The sequence below is a fragment of the Lactiplantibacillus sp. 7.2.4 genome, from assembly GCF_018991185.1.
In the GTDB taxonomy this organism is placed as follows: Bacteria; Bacillota; Bacilli; order Lactobacillales; family Lactobacillaceae; genus Lactiplantibacillus; species Lactiplantibacillus pentosus.
The window spans coordinates 17,722-40,989 of the sequence record NZ_JAGYGS010000006.1 but is presented as its reverse complement, the minus strand read 5'-3'; the positions used below and the strand labels follow the sequence as shown (position 1 = coordinate 40,989).

At 47.3% G+C, this 23,268-nt stretch carries 15 protein-coding genes; all 15 read right to left on the bottom strand.

Annotated elements, in window-relative coordinates; translation table 11 throughout:
• Positions 1 to 44: 44 nt before the first annotated feature.
• A complete protein-coding gene (locus tag KGF70_RS17190; protein WP_253954722.1) occupies positions 45 to 500 on the bottom strand; it encodes a hypothetical protein in 456 nt (151 codons plus the stop codon).
• Positions 497 to 1,648, bottom strand: coding sequence for an ABC transporter permease (locus KGF70_RS03300; protein WP_253955600.1), 1,152 nt, complete (start codon positions 1,646 to 1,648; stop codon positions 497 to 499). Before KGF70_RS03300 ends, KGF70_RS17190 begins: the two co-directional genes overlap by 4 nt.
• A complete protein-coding gene (locus tag KGF70_RS03295) occupies positions 1,632 to 2,396 on the bottom strand; it encodes an ABC transporter ATP-binding protein (RefSeq protein ID WP_216779122.1) in 765 nt (254 codons plus the stop codon). The genes KGF70_RS03300 and KGF70_RS03295 overlap by 17 nt, the downstream gene beginning before the upstream one ends.
• 557 nt (positions 2,397 to 2,953) lie before the next feature.
• Complete coding sequence (locus KGF70_RS03290; RefSeq protein ID WP_216769511.1) at positions 2,954 to 9,841, bottom strand: KxYKxGKxW signal peptide domain-containing protein; 6,888 nt, start codon at positions 9,839 to 9,841, stop codon at positions 2,954 to 2,956.
• 736 nt (positions 9,842 to 10,577) lie between these two features.
• Positions 10,578 to 11,897, bottom strand: a complete 1,320-nt coding sequence (locus KGF70_RS03285) for an MFS transporter (RefSeq protein ID WP_216779120.1) — start codon at positions 11,895 to 11,897, stop codon at positions 10,578 to 10,580.
• A gap of 436 nt (positions 11,898 to 12,333) precedes the next feature.
• The gene (gene rplS, locus KGF70_RS03280; RefSeq protein WP_003638637.1) at positions 12,334 to 12,690 is read right to left on the bottom strand and encodes a 50S ribosomal protein L19; all 357 of its coding nucleotides are present in this window, start codon (positions 12,688 to 12,690) and stop codon (positions 12,334 to 12,336) included.
• A 147-nt stretch (positions 12,691 to 12,837) separates the two neighbouring features.
• Complete coding sequence (gene trmD, locus KGF70_RS03275) at positions 12,838 to 13,578, bottom strand: tRNA (guanosine(37)-N1)-methyltransferase TrmD (protein ID WP_088769601.1); 741 nt, start codon at positions 13,576 to 13,578, stop codon at positions 12,838 to 12,840.
• On the bottom strand, positions 13,578 to 14,102 hold the full coding sequence (rimM, locus tag KGF70_RS03270; RefSeq protein ID WP_105921445.1) for a ribosome maturation factor RimM: 525 nt from the start codon (positions 14,100 to 14,102) through the stop codon (positions 13,578 to 13,580). Before rimM ends, trmD begins: the two co-directional genes overlap by 1 nt.
• A 191-nt stretch (positions 14,103 to 14,293) precedes the next feature.
• Positions 14,294 to 14,551, bottom strand: coding sequence for a KH domain-containing protein (locus KGF70_RS03265; RefSeq protein ID WP_003638634.1), 258 nt, complete (start codon positions 14,549 to 14,551; stop codon positions 14,294 to 14,296).
• 17 nt (positions 14,552 to 14,568) lie between these two features.
• Positions 14,569 to 14,841: a 30S ribosomal protein S16 gene (gene rpsP / locus KGF70_RS03260; RefSeq protein WP_003638633.1), complete on the bottom strand. Its 273-nt coding sequence runs from the start codon at positions 14,839 to 14,841 to the stop codon at positions 14,569 to 14,571.
• 96 nt (positions 14,842 to 14,937) lie between these two features.
• Positions 14,938 to 16,392 carry a signal recognition particle protein gene (gene ffh, locus KGF70_RS03255; RefSeq protein ID WP_101873584.1) on the bottom strand — a complete coding sequence of 485 codons (1,455 nt, stop codon included), beginning with the start codon at positions 16,390 to 16,392 and terminating at the stop codon, positions 14,938 to 14,940.
• 22 nt (positions 16,393 to 16,414) lie between these two features.
• A complete protein-coding gene (locus KGF70_RS03250) occupies positions 16,415 to 16,762 on the bottom strand; it encodes a putative DNA-binding protein (protein ID WP_003638631.1) in 348 nt (115 codons plus the stop codon).
• Positions 16,763 to 16,927: 165 nt separating this feature from the next.
• On the bottom strand, positions 16,928 to 18,529 hold the full coding sequence (gene ftsY / locus KGF70_RS03245; protein ID WP_216768777.1) for a signal recognition particle-docking protein FtsY: 1,602 nt from the start codon (positions 18,527 to 18,529) through the stop codon (positions 16,928 to 16,930).
• Positions 18,530 to 18,550: 21 nt separating this feature from the next.
• Positions 18,551 to 22,108 (bottom strand): chromosome segregation protein SMC, encoded by a 3,558-nt coding sequence (smc, locus tag KGF70_RS03240; protein WP_216768776.1) that lies wholly within the window; start codon positions 22,106 to 22,108, stop codon positions 18,551 to 18,553.
• 250 nt (positions 22,109 to 22,358) lie between these two features.
• Positions 22,359 to 23,054 carry a ribonuclease III gene (rnc, locus tag KGF70_RS03235; protein ID WP_050338761.1) on the bottom strand — a complete coding sequence of 232 codons (696 nt, stop codon included), beginning with the start codon at positions 23,052 to 23,054 and terminating at the stop codon, positions 22,359 to 22,361.
• Positions 23,055 to 23,268: the final 214 nt, after the last annotated feature.

Sequence of the window (23,268 nt, the reverse complement as noted above, 5' to 3'; positions counted from 1 at the left end):
CACAACCCAACATCCAATTAATCAGATGAGTTGTGCCGATTCCTTTAATCCAACCGTCGCCAAAAAGTCCGGTGATTGTACCAAACTAGTGCGCCGGATGCTAATGCAAGGACTAGTAACACGATTACATTAATCCATGTAGCACTAGCTGCAAATGAATAAATCAGGACACTATAACTCACAATGACAATCATACCAATGACACTGCAAACCAATAAGTTGAGTAACAAGCCAAAGTTGCCGCCACCCCGATTGAAAAGCTGCGTCACATTCGTCCAGTTCGTCATGCGTAATTGGTAATCCCGTTTGAAATAGTGTTGCGCAGCTAAATACGTGCCCCAAGCGATACCCAATATCAGTGCCACGTCCAAAACTAAGAATGCGTGAACAGCGATTCCGATGACGAGCGCGATCGTTGCGTTGATTGCGACTTGGAACCAATAGCCGAGATAAAACTTTTGCCGTAAATACCGGGCTAATGGGATGGGCAGTGCGCTCACAAAGCAAAGTTCATTTTATCCAATGAAATCAGATTACCAACCAAAGATGTTTGATTGACATTGATAATGGCCCCCGCCATCCCAGCGACGAACCAGACACCGACCCAGTTAAGGGACAACTGACTCCAGTTAGCTCTCGACCCCGAAAACAGAACACTCCCCACGAGAATCATCGGTAACAGGATTGAGTTGGTAAACAATTGTAACGCCAAACTCGGCTCTTTTAGGAGCTGCCATTGATAGGAACGTAAGATTTTATTAAGGTTATGCTGCCGCGGATGCCGACGCTGCCGGTTGGCTGTTAACACGGTGTTCACTTGGGTCAACTGTTCGACCAAATGCAGCAAGACGAAGCGCCAAGTCAAGGTAAGCACTACCAGTAAAGCGACAATTAAGCCGACCCACGTCAATACGCTCTCAATCGTCAATGGCGTCATAAAGGCTTTGTAAACGGGCAAGAATGGTGTCAGCACTGTACGATCCATCCGCGTGCCTGAATCTGCCGCAGAACCCCGATTCATCAGTAAAATACCGACAAATACTAACAGCGCGTTTAGGCCTAACATAATATTCATCACCATTTTTTGATGGGTGCGAAATACCTTAAACTTGGTCAAGCCAAAAACAATCAGGGCACACCCACATAGAATCAGGCCTAAAATCAGGGCATACATCAAGATTGCCAGTACGATTCCCAGTCCCACGAAGTATCCTGCCTGCGTCATCGTCATCACAAAAATCAACGGTAACGGAATCGTAAACGGCACCGTGTTGAAGATCACAACTAAAATTTTACTCAGAAAGATTTCCTGGTTACGAAACGGCAATGGCAAGTATTCAGCGAGGTCATTACCGGCAAAAAAGACGTTATAAATCCCGGCAATGCTCTGCGAAATTCCTAACAAAATAAATAATGCGACATAAAACGTAAACATGCCGGGGAGCTTACTGAAATCAATGGCGACCATCGTCAGCCCATAGACGCCCAGAAACATTAACGCGTTCAAGTAGAACTGCCGCATTAGTTTCTTACTCAGGGCCGAGCCTGACATTCCTTTTTTGCGTAACCGTTCCGTCAGTTGCGGATTCACTAATCTGAGATTAACAGCCAATAACACGCGTAACTGCTGGTTATTCATCTGGCTCACCCTCAATCGCATCCACTAAGACCCCATTCGTCGGGCGTCCTGCCATTTGGAGATAAATGGTCTCCAACGATTGTTGCGGATGTTGCGCTAACAACGCTTCGACCGTGCCGGTATAAATGAGTTGGCCCTGCTTCAAGATTGCTAACTGGTCGCATAACTGCTGAGCGGTATCCAAATTATGCGTCGAAAAAATCACCGTTTTACCCTTGGCCGCGTGTGCCTTCATCAGATTTTTCAAATCAAATGCCGCTTGCGGATCTAATCCCTGCATTGGCTCATCCAGAATCCAGATGTCGGGATCCGGAAGCAACGCGCCAATTACGATTGCTTTTTGCCGCATCCCGTGTGAATAGCTGGCCATCGGTTCTTCAGCATGTTCAGCCATATCGAATAAGGCCATCAATCGTTGCCGGCGCTGTTGGACCTCTGCCTCAGATTTTTGATAAGCTGCAGCAATCAAATCCCAGTACTCCGTCGCTGACAATTGTAGGAAAATATCAGGCGTATCCGGCACGTAGGAAATCTTGGCTTTGACCGCCAACCGCTGCTGTGCAAGGTCTAAGCCATCAACCGTGATCGTGCCACTCGTGGGTTGGATAATACTTACTAGGTTTTTGATCGTCGTTGATTTACCAGCACCATTATGGCCTAAAAGTCCAAAAATTTGGCCTGGTGCAATGTTCAGGTTGAGCTGATTTAAAGCCGTTTTATCCCCATACCGCTTCGTTAAATCGTGAATTTCAATCATCTGGTTCGTCCCCCTCCAGGTATCAGTTAAGCTTTATTATACTATACTGAGTGCCTTTATAACTTCGCGGGTCACGCAATTAGGATTTACATCATTTGCTCGGTCTAAGTGATGAATTGTTTTCTCAACAAACTAATGCTTAGCTTTGGATTGGCCGCGGTATTAAGACCTTTGGGTGACAGTGTCCTCGGTGTTTTTTCGCAACGCCCTGTTTTGGATGTATTAACGTTTTCCACGACGAATGCGCAAAACACGCTAAATATCGGCGGAAGTTTCCCCACTCGAGCTATTCTCTTCCCACAAAAAAAGATAAGGCAGCAAAAAATAGGGCGGCAAACCAAATTGTGGTTTACTCCCCTATTCATATTGATTTAATTGCAGCCTGACCTGATAACTGCAGTGTCATTCAGCTGTTTTAATGGTCGCTGAAAATTGAGGCTGACACCAACACGTTACAGTTCATGCCCTGTCGACCATCCGACATCTTTTCAAACGAAGGCAACGGCTCACTTTTCCAAGTCTCAACAAGGCGCGTTGCTCAAGTCACACCAACTCAACTAGTTGCGCCGATTTTTGAGTAACGCCCCTAACCCGACCAACAAAGTAGCTGCCGTCAAGCCCAGAATCTCGGCCGCCACACTAGCTTGCCGGTCATCACCAGTCTGCGGTAAAGTCGCTTGCTTGTGAGTTTGAGCTTGCTGCCGAACTGGCGCTTGCGTTGTCGATGACTTGATTGACGCCGTCGACTGTACGGATTTGGCCATTGCAGCTGGACGCTTGTTTTCAGCCGTATGACGCACGCGCGTTGATTGCTTTCTTTGCAGCGTAACGACCTGGCGTTTAGCTTGAACTGACTGATTAACTCGGTCAGCTTGCTTGGTCGCACTAGTTACTCGCTTAGTTTGAGCCGTTTGATTGACCTTCTGCTGTGTACCCGTCTGCGGGGTTTTCTTCGCCGGTGTGATTTTATCCGGCGTCGTCACCGTAACAGTCTTATTAGGCGTTTTAGGCGTCTCACCAGGGTTGGGTTCATCCGCCACGTAACGAATCGTTTGGACATCGTCACCACTTGTTGGGGTCACCGTAACTGCTGGAATTCCGGCCACCGTGGCTCGATAGCCAGTAATGCTTAACGCGGGCACGCTAGCAAACGTGCTGCCAGCGTCACTTGATGACCAGGCCCCCGCCGTCACGTCACCAGTTACTTTGTCGATCACATCAGCGCGGCTAAACGTCAGCGTCCTGACCGTATCGGCATGTAGTTGTTTGCCGGTACCATCTTGATAACGCACCGTTTGCGTAATCGTCTTAGTAGTCGTTGTTGCATCCGTCCCGTGTACTAAACGAACGAGATAGTGTGTCGCAACCCCGTCATGATTAAAAATCAATCCGGAAGTTGGAAAGTCGTCACTCGTTAATTCATAGCCCCGGCTCACGTAGCTGGCAATCGTCGCAGCGGTTCTATAAGCGGATGCGGTTTGATAGTCACCGGTTAAGGTCTCCGTTGCTAAGGTTTTACCAGTCGTGGCATCCACGTACGTAATTACCGCTTGTTCCGTATTCAGCGTATACGTGACGACCACATCAGTATTCTGGTCAGCAGACGTGACTGCCTCATTGCCCGCCACACGCTGTTGATCAGCGGTATAGCCCGTTATTTGCGGCGTTGCTACCGGCGTATAACGGCCAGTGGATGCCGTACCATTCAGCCAAGTGGTGTAAACAAGGGTGCCATCAACTTCATCAATCGTCGCCTTCCGATCAAAAATTAGCGTTTGGACCTGATCAGAGCCAGCAGAACGGCCATCACTAAACTGATAGTGAATAGTTTGGCTGACAGACTTGGTCAAATCTTGTACAGCCGTGCCTCTCGGATAGGTCGGCCCAGCTGGATTATCAGGATCGATCGGTTGACCCGGCGTCCCCGGTTCATCTGGTGTGACCGTAATCAACTGATGACCCAGTTTGACCATATACGTCTGCTTGACGCCATCCTGATTAAAAATCAATCCCGAAGTTGGAAAGTCGTCGCTCACCAGTTCATAACCTGCTTGGACATAGGTCGCAATTTGGTCCGCTGTCCGGTAATCAGATTTCGATTGGTAAGCGCCGGTCACTTGTTTAGTGGCCAACGTTTTGCCTGTCTTCCCGTCAACATAGCTGACAAATGCGGTTTCCTGGTTTGGTGCGTACGTCACAGTGAGCGTCGTATTCTGATCATCACTGGTAACCGCATTATTTCCAGCAATTCGTGACTGATCAGGGGTATAACCTGTAATCGTTGGTGACGTCATTGCTTGATAGACACCGCGTGCCCCATCACCCGAGGTCCAATCCGTATAAATAATAACTAAATGATCGACTTCATCGACCGTCGCAGTGCGCGTAAACGTCACCGTTTGGACATTATCGGCCGCAGCCTGACGCCCATTTTGATATTGATAGTTGATCGTTTGAAGCACGTCTTTCGTCAAATCAGTCTTTGCAGTCCCTGCTGGATAGCTTGGCCCAGCCGGATTATCAGGATCAATCGGCTGTCCCGGCGTCCCTGGTTGATCTGGTGTGACCGTAATCAACTGATGACCAAGTTTGACCGTATAAGCTTGGGTGACGCCATCCTGATCAAAGATCTGACCGGAAGTTGGATAATCATCGCTCAGCAATTCATAGCCCTGGTTCACGTAGCTCACAATCGTCGCAGCGGTCCGATAAGCAGATGCCGTGTGATAGTCACCAGATAAGCGCTGAATCGATAACGTTTTCCCGGTCGTCTCATCAATATAGGTCACGGTAGCTTGTTCTTGGTTGGCCGTATACGTCACGACGACGTTAGTATCCGAATCCTTACTGGTGACGACATCGGTACCCGCCACACGCGACTGATCAACGGTATAACCGGTCATTACCGGCGAAGTTACCGGAGCATAGGTCCCAGTTGTGTCACTGCCGTTAGTCCAGTCGGTGTAAACGACTGTGTTAGCGACCTCATCGACCGTCGCAGTGCGAGTAAACATCACCGTTTGCACATTATCAGCCGCAGCCTGACTGCCGTCCTGATAGCGATAATTGATTGTCTGGCGAACGGCTTTGGTTAAGTCATCAATCGCCGTCCCAACTGGATAAGCCGGCCCGTCTGGATTATCAGGATCAATCGGTTCACCTGGGGTTCCAGGATCATCCGGTGTCACGGTAACCAACTTGTGCGTCAGGGTGACCGTGTAAGTTTGAGGCTTCCCGTCGTTTGCAAAAATGTTTCCGGATACTGGATAGTCATCCGTTACTAAAGCATAACCCGCTTTGCCGTATTTGGCGATTGTTGCGGCAGTGCTGTAGTCAGATGTCGTTTGATAACCACCAGTTAAGGAATCAATCGATAATGTTTTCCCGGTCGTTGCATCAATATAGGTCACGGTTGCTTGTTCTTGATTGGCCGTATACGTCACCGTGATCTGCGTATTCAGGTCAGTGTTGGCGACGCCATCGTTACCGGCCACACTTAACTTATCAGCCGTATAACCCGTCATTATTGGTGACGTCACGGCTGTGTAAGTCCCGGTCCTCGCATTGCCAGTATTCCAATCCGTATAAACGACAGTATTAGCGACTTCATCGACCGTCCCACTTCGCTTAAACGTCACCGTTTGCACATTATCAGCCGCAGCCTGACTGCCGTTCTGATAGCGATAGTTGATCGTCTGGCGAATCGATTTAGTCAAGTCAGCAGTCGTTGTCCCTACTGGATAAGTCGGACCATTTGGATTATCAGGATCGATCGGTTCACCTAGGTATCCAGGATCGTCCGGCGTCACGGTAACCAACTTGTGCGTCAAAGTGACCGTATAAGTTTGAACAACGCCATCCTCATCAAATATTTGGCCAGAGGTTGGAAAATTATCACTAGCTAATTGATAGCCCAGATCAAGGTATTTGGCAATGGTGTCAGCGGTCTGGTAATCAGATAAGGTCTGATAATCCCCAGTCAAAGTTTTTGGTTCCAAGGTCTCTCCAGTGGTCCCATCGACATATGTCACGGTCGCCGTTTCCTGATTAAGCTGGTATGTCACCACAATCGTTGTGTTATCGCTAGCTCCTGTTACTGAATCTTGACCGGCAACACTGAGCTTATCGGCAGTATACCCCGTAATCACTGGCGAAACGACCGTTTGATAAGCACCAGTGATTGCGCCACTGGTTAACCAATCCGTATAAACTACCGCTTGATTGACTTCATCAACAGTGGCGGTGCGGCTAAACGTCAGTGTTTGCACATTATCAGCCACAGCCTGACTGCCATTTTGGTAGCGATATTCAATCGTTTGGCGGACAGCTTCAGTCAGATCATCGGTCGCTGTCCCGACTGGATATTTTGGCCCATTCGGATTATCAGGTTCAATTGGTTCCCCAGGATATCCAGGGTCATCCGGCGTCACCGTAACAAACTTATGAACCAAAGTGACTTGAAAGCTTTTGACAGTTCCATCCTCATCGAAGGACACACCGTTGTTCGGATAGTTATCACTAACCAACGCATAGCCATTATTCTCATAGTTCGCAATCGTGTCAGCTGTTCGATAGTCAGAAGTTGTGCCGTAAGCACCTTCCAAGGGAGCAGCCGTTAGTGTGGCCCCCGTCGTCCCATCGACATACGTCACAGTCGCGGTTTCCGTATTCGCTAAATAAACGTAGACCACGGTGCCGCCCTCATCGCTTAACGTCCCATTCGCAGCGATGCCTGTATTATCGGATTTTAAGGTGTAGCCAGTTTTAGACTGTCCAACAGTCGTATAATTCAAGTAATTAGCAGTAGTCACATCCGTCCCGTGGGTCGCACGACCCGTGTCCGTTGCTACGACATGCGTCTGTCCATCAGCATCGATGTACTCGTAACGATAGGCAACGTTCACATCACCAAGCGTTAAAGTACCGGGCGTCACGCCAATTTGATAGTTTAGATTGACCGCACTGGCATGATCGACAGTCGCGGTAATGGTTTTGGTGCCCACCGTACTCATTCCGTCTGTTAGACGATAGCTCAGTGACTCGCCATTAACGGTCCCAGAAACGGTCGCCGTCAAATTTTTAGTCGTGCCATCAACCCAATAAACCTGACTCGGAATGGTAATCGTGGCCTTAACGGTATTGATCGTCAACGTGCCATTCACATACGTGATTTGATAATTTTGTGTTGCATCGGCAGTTGTACCGGTCATGGCATACGATCCCGCATTGGTTTCAGTTGCAGTTCCACTGCCATCTGCGGTAACGGCAGTAAAGGTCAACGCATCATAATTGGTCCCACTGGTGACACTCGCCGCCGTCCCATGCGCCTGCCCATCGTAATCAACACTCGTATTGTTCACGGTTACAATTAGGGCTGCCGGCTTAATCACGAGTGTGCCATCAATCTTGGTAACGGTATAATTTTTGGCTAACAGTGCCGCTTGGTCGGCATCAGCCAATCCCGCCGTCATGGTGTAAGAGCCGGCATTGATTTCAGTTGGCGTTGTAAAATCAAATTGATCATACGCCGTTCCACTAGTGACACTGACGCTGGTCCCATGGGTCTTACCATCGTATGTCACGGTGGCATCAGCAGCCGTCAGTGCTAGTGGCGCGGCCGTCACTTTATTACTGGTTTTGGTGAACACTGACGATGCGTCGAGAACGTAATTGGACCCCAGTGCCGCTTGAATGGCAGCTCGCCCGGCTGCATTTAAGGTCATCGTGTATGACCCAACATCGGCACCCGTTAAATTGGGTTCAGTGCCTTGGTAAGTGTCCGTGAAATCTGCTGCAGTCAAAATGGTCTGATTAGCCTGGCCAGCGATATCGTCACTTGCCGCGGTAATGACGCCATTCTTGATTTGGAGAATTATTTTACTTGAGCCATCCCTGACCGTTACTTGTGGCAACATTGTCAGTGAACCAGAATATTCCTGAGAAGTTGCCGCCATCAACAAAATATTTCCAACACCTTCGTTTGTAATGGTTGCTGGCGAAATTTTGACGGTAAAGGTATAGGCTGAAGCATCCGCTGAAAATGTTGGCACATAGTCATCTAAGTGGACATCGTCCGCAATGTCATAGTAAGTCGCATATTGCCGAATAACGTCAGCCATCGCTGATTTTCCAGCAGCACTCAATGTAAAGGCGTAAGTTCCGACTTGATCAAGCTCTGCCAAATCGGTATCGCCATTATAATTCGTGACCTGGCCGTTGACATCCTTATAAGCAATATCAAAATAATCTTTAACATTGCCTACATCCATAAATAATAAATATAATAGATTGACTTTTTGACCGTTCGTATCCGTTAAATAATTACCAGCTGCATCTTGAATATAGTAAGCGATATCATTATCCGGGTTAGCTTTATCCGGGTTAGCTATTGGTCCACTAATATGATCACCCAAATAATTCAGGGCCGCGTTATTCACATGATAGGTCATCGTGACAGTGCCCTTGGTCGCCAGTGAGACCGTCGCCTGGGTTTCATCCACGCTGGCTACCGCCGATACAGCCTGAATGGCTGATTTAGTCGTCAGTGATGTGCTGGTGGTTGTCGGCGTTAAACTTAGCGCGGCCATTGTTGCATTCGTCCGCAAACGCGTCATTGGCGTCGTGCTAGAATCTACTGAGGCATTGACTGCAACATCTGATTCTGAGGCGGTATCGCTTGCCTGTTCACTAGAGCCGCTGTCCTTCGAACTATCCGTTGTCATGTCAATCGTGGAATTACCTGCAGACGGGTTCTCTTGATTACTCGTATTTGAATCGTCCTTAGTACCTTGCGTCGTTGCCGGGGTCGTCGCACCCGAGAACACACTAGTCCCCGTTAATTTAGCCGTAGTAGCCTGATTAGTGGTCGCAACACTGGCTGAATCAGCTTTTGAAGCCACCGTCGATTGCGTGTCACTTGTTTCAGATTGGGAAGCGGCCGTGTCACTCGAAACCGCTGCGGTTGTATCCGCTTTAGTATTATCGCTGGATGCATTTACCGTACTAGTCTCATCCGTTGCAGTTGTCGCCATTTCATCCCCGGTTTTAGTCGCAGTCCTCGACGAATTAGTGGTGGCATCTGTCTTAGCCCCGGTGCTTCCTGAATCAATTTTAGTCGCTTCATCAGACTTTGCCGTCGACGTTGTCTCCGCCACAGTGCTTGCCGTGGCAGCAGTATCCGCTTTCTCAGTCGTCGACGAAGCCCCTGACTTTAAAACCACGGTCTGGCTCTTGACCGTGGTCGCACTCGCACTGACATTGCTGCTACTTTCGGCGTCATCCGCAGCCGTACTAGTTGCCGCTTTGACTTGTTCCACCTGACTAAACGTTAAACCAAGTCCAACTGAAAACACCGTGATGCCGGCAGTTACCCAACGCCGGCCAGACTTGTAAAGTTTAAAATGCGTCTTACTTGTTAAACCCATTTGATTGAATCGATTTTTCATGATACGGCCTCCAAAGTTCGAACATATGAGGATAATAAGTGAGCTAAATTAATCAATCGATATTCGCACTGATTGCGAACGTTTTGATGTGATTTAATCCCCAGTTTTAATTATAAAATAGCTACTCAATTGACCCCTTCAATCATTAGTATATGTTCAAACAGGTGGAAATAACAAGGGTAAATATTAACTTATGTGGCAATATTGTTGACCAATGGTATCGATTAACGTTATAACGCTGTTACTTTATCTACCAAACTCAGGTCTAGCCTCATTCTTCGGATGCTTCGTTCATTCAACATCGTTACCAGATAAACTGTTATTTTTCGATTTGAACCGCACCAATCACTTCTTGTATTCTGAGATTAATTCGTCGATTATCACAATTTGTACGGCCACAGAAGATGACGACTTCTCGCTAGTTGGATTCTAAAATCGGGACGAAAAATAGATCACCACAAAAAAGTGCTGATCGATTTTAGATATGAGGCACAACCAACTATTGGCGTCCTTTCCATAAGAACAGAAGTGTCTGAGGCTGGCCGAGTAAGCGGACCAGTCTCGCAGCAGTCCAATCCAAAAATTATGGCTTTTGCCTTAAATTACGGCTTGCTGATAGCATCTCGTTTCTGTTGGAATCTTTATCTGCAAGCCGGATCACAGGTGCTTCGCTGACATGGCAGTCAGTATAAAGTATAGCTTGAGTACGGCCGGACATGACAATCCCACATGAACACTAAATACGCATCTGTCTACCTTTAAACATGAATAAGACTGAAGCCACTGTCAGAACAATTAACAATAACAAAACACCTAGATTACCTCCTGTTGTTCCTTGAAATGTACTAAATAAACTGGCCACGATGGTTGTACTCATCGCACCAACAAACTGCTGGAGCGTATTCAAGATACCATTTCCATCTGTTTGTTCAGATTTTGTTAGTTGCGATAAAGCCACTGCCATCAGATTGCTCGCCGCAAAACCAACACCCATCATCAATACAACATCAAACATTAATAGCGCCATAAAACTGGCCCGAGAAAAATAAACAGTTGTCAAAAGAATCCCAATAAACGTTAGCATTAGCCCTAACAAGATTGGGCGATAAGGGCCAAATCGATCCATGATAATGCCGGACAAAGGGGCCAAAACTGCAACCAGAATTGCACCGGGAAACATAAAAAGGCCTGATAGTGCGGCAGAAACATGTAATCTAAGTTGTAAATAATTCGGGAGAATGAAGGATAAGCCCAAAACAGTTGCTTGAATCGCTAACACACCAAATAGTCCAGTAACAAATTGACTGTTTTTAAAAATAGTCAAATTGAGAATTGGTTTGTTTCTGTTGAAACGATAAAAAAATCCAAAACTGATCAAGCTGATGAGGCCCAAAAACCAGGATAAGTTTTCTATAGCTAGCAATAATGTAGATAGGCCAATTGCCAAGCAGAGAAAACTAATAAAGTTAAATGGTTCCCCTCTCTTGTGACTTTCATATCCGATGCCATCCACACCTAAAAATAGAGATAGGACTAAAAATGGAAGCAAAAATAAAAAAATACGACGCCAGTCAAATAACGAAAGCATCAAGCCACCATATGTTGGACCAATTGCGGGCGCTAAAGAAGTGGTCATCGTTGCAATCCCCATCATTAAGCCCCGTTTACTTTTTGGTGCGTAATTCAAAATGATATCAAACATTAGTGGCAGAGCTATCCCCGTTCCGACTCCTTGAATGATCCTTCCAAGCACAAGAACTAATAAACTTGGAGAAAGAAAATCCAGGAGTACGCCTAAAGCAAATAATAAATTGGCAGTGATAAATAGGCTTTGAATTGAAAAATTACGAACTAAAAAAGTTGAAATTGGAATAACGATTGCTAGTGCTAACAAGTAGCTAGTCGTTACCCATTGAATTGTTGCACTAGTGGTGTTGAACTCAGCCATTAGAGTTGGAAAAGTAACATTCATGGATGTTTCAATCAAGACTCCTGCAAAGCTCATAATCGCTGTCGCAATGATTGCTGGTACGACTCGCCATCTTTTATGATTCATAATCGACTGCCTCCAAATTATTCAATGCAAATTTTTCTTTGCAAATTCATCATAACTTGGATATTTTGAAAATAGAAGTAGGCACTTTTTTGTTCGATAGTTTCCAAAAAGTAGCAACTAACCAAAAAGTGCGTCCTTTACGAGGCTGCTAATTTAAGTGGCTGCCCGCTACAATATTAACCAGCAATCTGTTTTTGGCCTTTTTAAGATTAACGGCCAAGAAACGTTTTGGCGTGAGACGCATTACGTTAGCAGGCTTTCCATGAAACTTGATTTTAACGCCCAGGTCTTAACAAACTTAACACCACTGGCAAACAAGACGCGTCATCGCATCCCACACAAAAGCGTAAAAAAACAGGCCACTACAAAAATGTGATGACCTGTCCTCACCATTAGCCCAGCCTAAGCTGCAACCAATGATTGTTGACGTTGTGATTTAGCCACGACGACGTTCTGGGATACGAGCAGCCTTACCATGTAAGTTACGCAAGTAGTATAACTTGGCACGACGTACGCGACCTTGACGAACGACATCAATTGCGGCAACCCGTGGTGTGTGTAATGGGAATGTCCGTTCCACACCAACACCGTTACTGATCTTACGAACAGTATAGGTTTCGCTGATACCGGAACCATGGCGCTTGATAACAACACCTTCGAATAATTGGATCCGTTCGCGAGTACCTTCGACAACTCGTGCATGAACACGAACTGTATCACCGGCACGGAAATCAGGGATATCCGTACGAAGTTGTTCGCTGGTGATCTTTTCGATTAATTGATTTTGACGCATAATGTATTTCTTCCTTTCGCCGACATTCGTGACAACCTGGTCAGCGGAACATCGTTAATGGGCACAATAGCCAATAAATAGAATACCACATCCGCGACCGGACGTGCAAGTTTTTCTTAACTTTTTCATCGAACTGGTGCGCATACGCTATGCTTGTTCCGCGTCCGCTTTGATTTCAGCTAGCATCTGCCGCGCCTTGCCAGACAACGACAAACCCGCTAACATATCGGGCCGCCGTTCATAGGTGCGTTTAAGCGCCTGTTCTAAGCGCCAGTCATCGATTTTACCGTGATCCCCACTCAGTAAGATGTCAGGGACTTTCATACCCCGGAAATCAGCTGGGCGTGTGTATTGGGGATATTCCAACAAGCCACTCGAGAACGAATCCCCTGGTGCGGAGTCCTCATTCCCCAACACACCGGGCAACAAGCGAACAGTGGCGTCAATCATCACCATCGCACCAAGTTCGCCACCAGTTAGGACATAATCGCCTAATGAGACTTCATCCGTCACTAATGACCGAATCCGTTCATCATAGCCTTCATAATGGCCACAGATGAAGGTCAGGTGTTCTTCTTTAGCGAAGTCTTCGGCGACGTGTTGGTTAAACTGAACCCCAGCTGGATCAAGCAAAATCACGCGTCCGGGTTGCGGATGCTTCTCCTGAACACTCGCCAATGCATCAAAAATCGGTTGTGGCTGTAGCAACATGCCAGCACCACCGCCGTATGGATAGTCATCGACATGGTTATGTTTATCGGTCGTAAAATCACGGAAATTCGTCACATCCACGTTAATGACCTGCTTTTCGATGGCGTTGCCAATCATCGATTCGTGCAGCGGCCCAGCAAACATCTCTGGAAACAGGCTTAAAATATCGATTTGCATTAATCAATCAGCCCTTCCATTAATTCAACCGTCACGACCCCGGCATCCAAATCAACCTTTTTGATGACCTGCGGAATTTTTGGCAACAACACATCCGCTTGTCCGTGTGCTCGTTTAACGACCCAGACATCATTGGCGCCTGGTGACAAGATTTCCTTAATCGTTCCCAATGGCTCGTCATCAGTCGTCACGACGTCTAAGCCGACGATCTGATGATAGTAATACTCACCGGCTGGTAATTGATGCAAGGCTTCAGCGGGCACTTTGATCGTCCATCCCTTATAACCTTCAACATCATTAATATTGTCCAAGCCCTTAAAGGTCAGAAAATATAGGCCCTTTTGTTCGCGTGCTTTTGCGACTGTGACGGTAATTCCACCAGTCGTTGCATCTGGCGACTTAAACAGGACCAGCTGCTGTCCGACTTTAAATCGTTCTTCAGGAAAATCAGTCACAACGACGACCTTCACTTCACCACGAATGCCGTGGGTATTAACTAGGGTTCCAACACGATAGTAATCCATGCGTTACCTGCCTCCTCATTTCATCTCAATGACTAAGTAAATTATTCTAACATATCTGATGCCAATCAAGCACCCACTCTGACCATCCGGTAACGAACACCATTTTGACCGTCCAAATCGTTGACGGCCAGCTTACATGGTGTCACTCCGAGGATAATAAAAAACTCTTAAACAAAACATCACTGCTTCGCTCAAGAGTTTTTTTGTTGTCCGTCTTCGATCGTAAGCCGGACACGTTTTGGTCCTGAAACTCGGACACTATACACAATCGTCCGAATTGCGGAAGCAACCCGTCCCTGCCGGCCAATGACCCGACCAATATCTTCGGCGTTAACCGTCAAGTTGTATTCAAGGTACCGTGTGGTTTCCTTGAAATCGACTTGAATATCGTCCGGGTATTGAACTAACGGGGTAACAACTGTGATGATTAAAGCTTTAATATCTGCCATGATCTATTACCGCTTTATTATTTAGTGAACTTAGCTTCGTGGTACTTCTTCATGATACCGGCCTTGGATAAGATATTCTTAACCGTATCTGAAGGTTGGGCACCATTGTTCAACCAACCGAGGATATCTTCCTCTTCAAGCTTAACTTGGGCTGGTTCAGTAAGTGGGTTGTATGTGCCGACTTGGGCGATAAAACGACCATCACGTGGTGAACGTGAATCTGCGACAACAATCCGGTAAAATGGATTTTTCTTTGAACCCATCCGCTTTAGACGAATCTTGACTGACATTTAAACACCTCCCGAATTCTTTAACAGGTAATAATATACCAGTAAATCAATAGCTTGTAAAGGACTTTTTCTTGACAGGCTAAAAATTCTTACTGATTAGCGTTTGCGACGGCGCATGGCCTTGGCTAAACGCTTTTGTTTTTTCTTCTTCGTCTGACGAACCATGCGCTTCATCGCCATTTGCTGCATCTTACCGCCGATGCCGCCACCGCCATTTGCGCCGCCCATGAGGCCTTCCATACCGGAGAAGTTCCCCTTGGACATTTGATTCATCATTTTCTTGGTCTGATTAAATTGTTTGATCATCCGGTTGACTTCATGAATCGGACGTCCAGAACCGGCCGCGATTCGCCGCCGACGAGACGGATTCAGTAGGTCTGGATCAGCCTTTTCAGCTTTGGTCATTGAATAGACGATCGCACGAATATGTGCAATATCCTTGGGATCCATGTTCAGGTTCTTCATGGCCGGGTTGTTGGCCATGCCGGGAATCATTTTCATGATGTCTTCCATGTTCCCCATCTTGTCGACTTGGTCCAATTGGTCAATGAAATCGTTGAAGTCAAAGGTATTCTCCTGAATCTTCAGGTTCATTTCTTCGGCTTGTTTTTCATCGTATTGCTGTTGCGCTTTTTCGATCAGCGTCAGCATATCACCCATACCAAGGATTCGGTCTGCCATCCGGTCTGGGTGGAAGACGTCCAAGTCGGTCATTTTTTCACCTTGACCAACGAACTTGATGGGTTTACCAGTCACGGCGCGAATTGATAAGGCCGCCCCACCACGGGTGTCACCATCTAACTTGGTCAAAACGACCCCGGTGACGTCGAGCTTGTCGTTAAACCCTTCGGCAGTATTAACGGCGTTTTGCCCAGTCATCGCATCGATAACTAACAAAATTTCATCTGGATGAACTAAATCTTTGATGTTGGCCAATTCATTCATCAGCTGTTCATCGATTTGTAGCCGCCCAGCCGTATCGATGAAGACGTAATCGTTATGATTTTCTTGGGCTTGCGCCATCCCTTGACGAACGATCTCCACGGGATCGACATCGGTTCCTAATTGGAAAACTGGCACATCGATCTGCTGACCAACCTGTTGCAATTGTTCAATCGCAGCGGGCCGGTAAACGTCAGCCGCAATCATTAACGGCCGTGCGTTTTGTTCGTTCTTCAACTTCAGGGCTAATTTACCGACCGTCGTCGTTTTCCCGGCCCCTTGAAGCCCAGCCATCATGATAACGGTTGGAATTTTAGGTGATTTATTCAGTGGAACTGCTTTTTCACCCATCGTTTTCGTTAATTCTTCATCAACGATCTTCACAATTTGTTGTGCTGGATTTAACCCTTCCAGCACCTTTGCGCCGAGCGCGCGTTCGCGAACCGTTTTAACAAAATCCTTAACCACCGTAAAGTTAACGTCGGCTTCCAGTAAGGCTAACCGAATTTCACGCATCGTGGCTCGTAAATCGCTTTCCGAGATCTTCCCTTTGCGCCGTAAATTGGTCATTGCTTTTTGTAAACGTTCCGTTAGGCCTTCAAATGCCATTGGTGTCACCTAACCTTTATTATTATTCTGAGTCAGCTTCTAAGTTGACTAGTTGTTGAATCATCTTAATTAACTGGGTATCCCCATGATAATGTTGCTTAATATAGTCAGAGATCGCGTCGACTTCATGATTACGTTCCACGAAGTCCTTGTAGAGGTGCAGCTTAGCTTCGTAACCTTCTAAGATCTTTTCCGTCCGTTTGATATTGTCATACACGGCCTGCCGTGAAACGGAGAATTCCGCTGCAATCTCGCCTAAGGAATAGTCGTCAGCGTAGTACAGTTGAATATATTCTTTTTGCTTGTTCGTTAACAAGGGCTCGTAGAACTCAAATAACGAATTGATTCGATAATTTTTTTCAATTTCCATGCGGGACTCCTCACGCTCATAATCACAGACTACACACTAAATAAGAGTACCGATTTTATCGGCATTCGTCAACTATCAGTCGCGATTTCAGTTAAAAATAAATGGCAATCGTTCCCGACCGGAACAATTACCATTTATGGTCAGCTAGATACGCTTCAACAGCGATTAGCCAGTAATAATATCCTTGAACAAGCCATAAACAAAGTCGTTGGCATTAAACGGTCGTAAATCAGTGACCTTTTCGCCTAATCCCACGTACTTGACAGCGAGATGTAGCTCATTGCGAATTGCCAACACGATCCCACCACGAGCCGTCCCATCGAGTTTCGTCAGGACGATTCCGCTGACATCCGTAGATTGTTTAAACAACTTGGCTTGATTGAGGGCATTTTGCCCGGTGGTTGCGTCTAAGACCAGTAACACCTCATGGGGCGCGTCCGGGATTTCACGGGTGATGACCCGTTTGATTTTTTCCAACTCATTCATCAAGTTGACTTTGTTTTGCAACCGACCGGCAGTATCGACGAATAGCACGTCGTAATCTTCGGCCTTAGCCTTTTTGACGGCATCGAAGCAGACCGAGGCTGGATCACTCTTCTCGGCCTTAGCGACGACGTCAACCCCATCGCGTTGCCCCCAGACTTGTAACTGCTGGATGGCCCCAGCTCTAAAGGTGTCGCAAGCCGCCAACAAGACTTTCTTGCCCTGTTGCTTATACATATTGGCCATTTTACCGATGGTGGTCGTCTTACCGGCCCCGTTGACCCCAACGAATAAAATCACGGTTGGGCCACTGGCAGCCATGTGAATCGAATTATCTTCGCCTTCACCGGCTTCACCGTACATATCAACCAGCTTTTCAACGATGACGCTTGAAATTTCTTTCTTGCTCTTCGCATTCTTGAGTTTGACCTCATCGCGTAGTTCATCACTGATACGCATCGCCGTTTCGTAACCTACATCGGATTCGATCAAGGTATCTTCCAAGTCGTCAAAGAACGCTTCATCAACGTGCCGGAAGTTTGCTAAAAACGCATTGATGCGGTCCCCGAACGTCTTCCGTGACTTCTTCAAGCCGCGGTCATACCGTTCTGCTTCGGTCGGTTCGTCGTTGGCTTCAGCTTCTGTCGTCGCTGGCGTTTCAGATTCTGCCGACGTATCTTTGTTTTCAGCTGCTGGCGTGGTTTCGGCCGTAGACTGGTGGCCAGTCACGGTCTCTTCCGATTGGGTCGCTGCTTGAGAGGCGACGGACTCAACTGGTGCCGACTGACTGGCTACCGAAGTGTCGTTGGAAACCGGTACTTCACTGGTTTTGGCCGTTTCTGCTTGAGCGGCTGATTCACGTAAGGCCGCTAAAGACTGGGCCACCATCTCACTGGCCGTTAGTGGCGCAGCTGAAACGGTCGCATCCGTCGCTTCTTCATTGTCGGCGGCCGACTGCTCAGTTGGTTCAACATCGACTTGAGATTGTGCGTCTGTTTGTGCCTCAACTGTTGCTTCACGGACATCCGCTTCACTTGCAGCGACTGTTGCGTGCTGATTTTCAGCACTAGTACTGTCAGCGGCACTCGAATTGGCGCTACTTTCAGAGGTCGTCGTCTCGTTGACCGCCGTCATTGATTGTTGGGACGTCGTATTGCTAGCCGCAGAAGTAGGTGCCGACGCTTGACTCGCCGTTGCAGAAGCGGCACTAGCGGTCGAATTGGCCTGTGAGTCATCGGATTCAGGTAAGCTGAACGCCTTTTTTAACCGACTAAATAATCCCATCTGTAACACTTCCCTTTTATTTTAATTTTGATTATCTTTCAAGTCTGATAATGAGACCGAAACCATTTTAGAGACCCCAGATTCTTCCATCGTGACCCCATATAGCACGTCAGCGTGCATCATCGTCCCTTTACGGTGCGTGATAATCACGAATTGCGTACCCGTTTGGAAATCATTCAAGTACTGGCTGAAACGGTCGACATTGGCATCATCCAACGCTGCTTCGGCTTCATCCAAAATACTAAATGGCACGGGCCGAACTGCTAAAATGGCAAACAGTAACGTAATCGCCGTCAATGCCCGTTCACCACCAGAGAGCAGACTCAGTCGCTGGAACTTTTTACCAGGTGGCTGGGCCATGATGTCGACCCCACTGGTCAATAAGTGGTCCGAATCCGTTAAAATCAATTCAGCCTTCCCGCCGCCAAACATTTGCTCAAAAATCGTACTGAATTCGCTGGCGACTTGGTCAAAAGCGGTTTTGAAGCGAGTCGCCACCGTCGTATCCAAGTCAGTCATCGTTTGCAGCAGGTGTTCCTTAGCTTCCTTCAAGTCATTGGCTTGATTGTTCAAGAAGTCAAAGCGTTCCTTAACCCGCTCAAACTCGTCAATGGCACCAAGGTTGACCGTTCCAATTTCATCCAGCCCCCGTTTGAGTAGTTTCAACTGCTCGCTAATGGCTGGTAATTCAAGCGGACTGACGTCTTCTTTGGCCGCCGCAACTGTCAGTTGATACTTCTCGGCTAAATCTGCCGTCGCATGGTCGACTTCACCGGTCAGCTTCGTCTGACTAAGTTCTAAACGCCGATAGTCATCCGTCGCCGCGGCTGCTAATTGCTGCAGCCGCACTTGCTTAGTCGACAACGCTTCAACATCGTCATTGAGGGTTGCTAATTGATTTTCACAAGTAGCTTGTGCTTTTTGGACCTCCGTTTGTTGCGCTTTAGCCTTCTTTAAGACCGCATCACGCTCAGCCACGGACATCTGCTGACTGGCTAAGGTCGTTTGGATCGCAGCTAGGTCTTGTTCCGTTTGCTGCTTAGTCTGTTGTGCTTGAGCCAAATTAGTTTGACATTGCGTTAACTGTTGCTGTGTCTGCTTGACGTGCTCTTGCGCCGTAATCAGCGCTTCACGTTGCGCCTGCAGTTTAGCTGCCTGAGTCTGTTGATAGCTTTCATAGTCCGTTTGTTGTTGCTGAACGGTCGCCATCTTAGCTTGATAATCCGCTAGCTTAGCGGCGTTCTCCGCTTGGGCCTGTTGATTGCGCGCCACCAACTCATCGTAGCTGTCATCGGCTTGTGCTTGCTGCTGTTCATAGGCCAAGGCTTTGACTTGCCGACTCAGCTGAGTCTGTTCGCTCTGTGCAGCCTGTAATTGTGCCTGCACTTGGCTGAGTTGGTCCTTGAGCTGGCTGAGTTGTTGACGTGAAGTTTCAACCTGAGCTGTCAGATCCTGGTTGGCTTTCTTCAAGTCGGCCAACCCTTGTTCGTAGGTCACGAGTTCGGACTGCATTTGTTGAACATTAGCTGCAATCTTTTCAGCGGATTGCTGTTGTTGTAACAGACCGTTATCATCGTGACGCGTCGCCCCACCGGTAATCGCACCACTTGCCGCAATCGTTTCACCATCGACCGTGACCAGTTTGCACCGGAAACGGCGTGTTCGTGAAATTGCCATAGCATGATCCAACGTATCCACAATGGCAGTTGTGCCTAATAAATAGCGCTTGATTGCCATCAGTCGCGGTTCACAATCGACTAGTTCGCTGGCAACGCCTAAAACACCGGGCTGTTGTAACAGTTCGTGTTCCGTATTAACTGGCAATTGCCGTGCCGTGATTCGTTCAATCGGCAAAAACGTCGCCCGACCAGCGTGATTTTGCTTCAAGAAATTAACGACCGCTTTAGCCGTTTGTTGCGTGTCACAGACCACGTTTTGCAACTGGCCACCTAACGCCACTTCGACCGCTTTCGTGTACTGTGCTGGCACGGTCAGTAATTCTGAGACCGCACCGGCGACCCCGCTGAATTGCTGCCGGTGTTGTAAGACCATCCGCACACCCGCATAAAAATTCGTGTAGCGTTCCTGGACGGCTTGCAGGGCTTCTAACCGCGACTTTTCACGTTGCATCATCCCTGCCGCATCCAACCAGCGTTGTTGCTGAGTATCGATTTCTTCAGCGTTGTGCTTAACTTGCGCCTGTTGGGCCGTTAGTTTTGACTGTTGCTGATTGACTTGATTTTCCAGATCACGTTGGTCGCGATTATGCACGTCGACGGTTGTCTGGACCCGTTTCAAGTTCGCTTGTGCTTGAGCCAATCGTTCGGCTAATGCGCTACTCTGCGTTCCTGATTGTTGATGTTGCTTAGTTAGGTTTTTGGCTTCATTATTCAGTTCGGCCTGGATTTGCTTTTCATCAATATAAGCATTGCGTAGCTTCTCTAGCTCATCCGCCAATTGTTGGCGTCCAGCAGCGCTAGTGGCCGTTGTCAGCTCAGCAACCGTCGCCTTTAAGGTTTTAACTTGGTTTTGTTGCTCAGCCAAGGTTTGCTGCAACTGGTTCTGTTGCTCAGTTAACTCAGCAATCTGCTGCTCAGTCGTCGTCAGCGTCGCATTCAAACGTTCCTGTTCAGATTGTTGATTTTGCCGCCGTTCTGCGTCGACTCCTTGCTGACCCTGTGTATTCTCAATGGTCTTGGTCAAATCGAGATTCTGAGCGGCTAACTCATCCTTATGCTTCAAGGCAGCCGTTTGTTGCGTTTTAAGCTCGGCCAATTTGGTCGCACCCGCATCCACATCTCGCTGGTACTTGGCAACCAGTGCCTTCGCATTAGTCAGTTTTTCGTTGACGCCTTGTAACTGGTCACGAGCAATCGTCAACTTTTTGACCAGCCGTGAGCGGTCTAGATAATCATATTTTTGCTTTTGATCCTGATAGTCGCGTGCCAAGCTGGCTTGTTCTTCTAGCGGGCCTTTTTGCTGATTTAATTCAGCGATAATATCATTCACGCGGTCTAAATAATCAGTCGTTTCGGCCAGCTTATTTTCCGTCGTGAGTTTATCTTTTTTATATTTCAATACCCCCGCGACATCTTCAATAATGCTACGGCGGTCTTCTGGTTTAGCATTAAACACGGCTTCGACTCGGCCTTGTGAAATCACTGAAAATGAATCTTTGCCCAGTCCAGTATCAATCATCAAATTAGTAATATCTTTTAAACGACAGGATTGATTATTAATTAAATAATCGCTATCCCCATTACGGAAGAGTTTCCGCGTGATACTGACCTCAGCATAGTCGAGGGGGAGAAAATGATCACTATTATCAAAAGTAATCGTGACTTTCGCCATATTTAACGGTTTGCGATTCGCCGAGCCGGCAAAAATCACATCGGTCATCTTGGTGCCACGCAGACTTTTGACCGCCTGCTCACCAAGCACCCAGCGAATAGCTTCAATAATGTTACTCTTACCACTACCGTTTGGGCCGACAATTCCCGTCATTCCGGCTTGAAAATCAATTTTGGTTTTATCAGCGAACGATTTGAATCCACTGATTTCTAATGATTTAAGTTGCATTCGACACAAACTTCCTGTAATTATTAGTCGTCTTGGGTTGGTTGACTATTTAATGGCACTGATCACCGCACACGTCCATTGACTTAAACGAGCAGGCAACGGACGGCTCCGGGTTGCTTGACCGGTTGCTAGTTAGTCGCCCACGCACTGTCATAATCGCATCGCGAGTCACACGCAGACTAGGACCAGTACGTCTTCAACTGATGACAACCTGCAATTTTTGACCACTAAACGTCCACCCAATCGTTGATTATTGTTGTTGTAACTGTGAATAGGCTTGCCGGGCAGCACTCTGCTCAGCTTCCTTCTTGGAATGGCCGCGACCTTCACCGATTTTTTGACCATCGGCAACGACGGCAACCTCATAAGAACGTTCGTTAGCTGGGCCTTCCTGTTCGATCAGCTGATATTCGATGGCCACATCACCGTCACGTTGGAGGTATTCCTGTAACGTGGTCTTATAATCGAACACGCCGTCAAAACGTCCTTCATCCAGCTTTGGAAAAATCACTTGGTGAACGAACTTCAAGACGGGTTCGCGACCTTGGTCTAGGTAGAGCGCACCGACAAAGGATTCAAAAATATCACATAACAGTGAATCACGTTCCCATGCGCGGGCCTTTTGTTCACCCTTACCTAGACGAATATATTGTGGAAAGTCACATTCACGAGCAAAGCTTGCGAAACTTTCTTCGCAGACCATTGCTGCCCGTAAACGAGTCAACTTGCCTTGGGGCATGTCTTTATAACGTTTGTATAAATATTCGGATACCACTAATTCCAAGACGGCATCCCCCAAAAATTCGACCCGTTCGTAATATTTTAATTGCTGATCCTGATGCTCGTTGACGTATGACGCCTGAGTAAAGGCCTCCGCTAGTAACGCAGGATCATTGAAGACGATGCCAAAGCGTTCTTTGAGCATCGCAGCTAATTCAGTTATCATTTGAAACTTCCTTTCAGATTTTGTTTGAATGCCAGTCAATCCCAGTTGTGCTGGGGGCATCAAAAATACGCTTGTCCATGGAGACACACCGGTCAAGCCATTGCGTATCATAACATTATACTATGATTTAGGGGTTAATAACAACGTTAGCGCCTAGGTGAGACGTGATTCAGGCCAATTAAAAACAGGTACGCTGCACATCGCATACCTGTTT

Bases quoted from the DNA above. Each gene is read 5' to 3' on its own strand.
- KGF70_RS03295 (WP_216779122.1), bottom strand. From the start codon at position 2,396: ATGATTGAAATTCACGATTTAACGAAGCGGTATGGGGATAAAACGGCT.
- KGF70_RS03290 (WP_216769511.1), bottom strand. From the start codon at position 9,841: ATGAAAAATCGATTCAATCAAATGGGTTTAACAAGTAAGACGCATTTT.
- KGF70_RS03285 (WP_216779120.1), bottom strand. From the start codon at position 11,897: ATGAATCATAAAAGATGGCGAGTCGTACCAGCAATCATTGCGACAGCG.
- rplS (WP_003638637.1), bottom strand. From the start codon at position 12,690: ATGCGTCAAAATCAATTAATCGAAAAGATCACCAGCGAACAACTTCGT.
- trmD (WP_088769601.1), bottom strand. From the start codon at position 13,578: ATGCAAATCGATATTTTAAGCCTGTTTCCAGAGATGTTTGCTGGGCCG.
- rimM (WP_105921445.1), bottom strand. From the start codon at position 14,102: ATGGATTACTATCGTGTTGGAACCCTAGTTAATACCCACGGCATTCGT.
- KGF70_RS03265 (WP_003638634.1), bottom strand. From the start codon at position 14,551: ATGGCAGATATTAAAGCTTTAATCATCACAGTTGTTACCCCGTTAGTT.
- rpsP (WP_003638633.1), bottom strand. From the start codon at position 14,841: ATGTCAGTCAAGATTCGTCTAAAGCGGATGGGTTCAAAGAAAAATCCA.
- ffh (WP_101873584.1), bottom strand. From the start codon at position 16,392: ATGGCATTTGAAGGCCTAACGGAACGTTTACAAAAAGCAATGACCAAT.
- KGF70_RS03250 (WP_003638631.1), bottom strand. From the start codon at position 16,762: ATGGAAATTGAAAAAAATTATCGAATCAATTCGTTATTTGAGTTCTAC.
- ftsY (WP_216768777.1), bottom strand. From the start codon at position 18,529: ATGGGATTATTTAGTCGGTTAAAAAAGGCGTTCAGCTTACCTGAATCC.
- smc (WP_216768776.1), bottom strand. From the start codon at position 22,108: ATGCAACTTAAATCATTAGAAATCAGTGGATTCAAATCGTTCGCTGAT.
- rnc (WP_050338761.1), bottom strand. From the start codon at position 23,054: ATGATAACTGAATTAGCTGCGATGCTCAAAGAACGCTTTGGCATCGTC.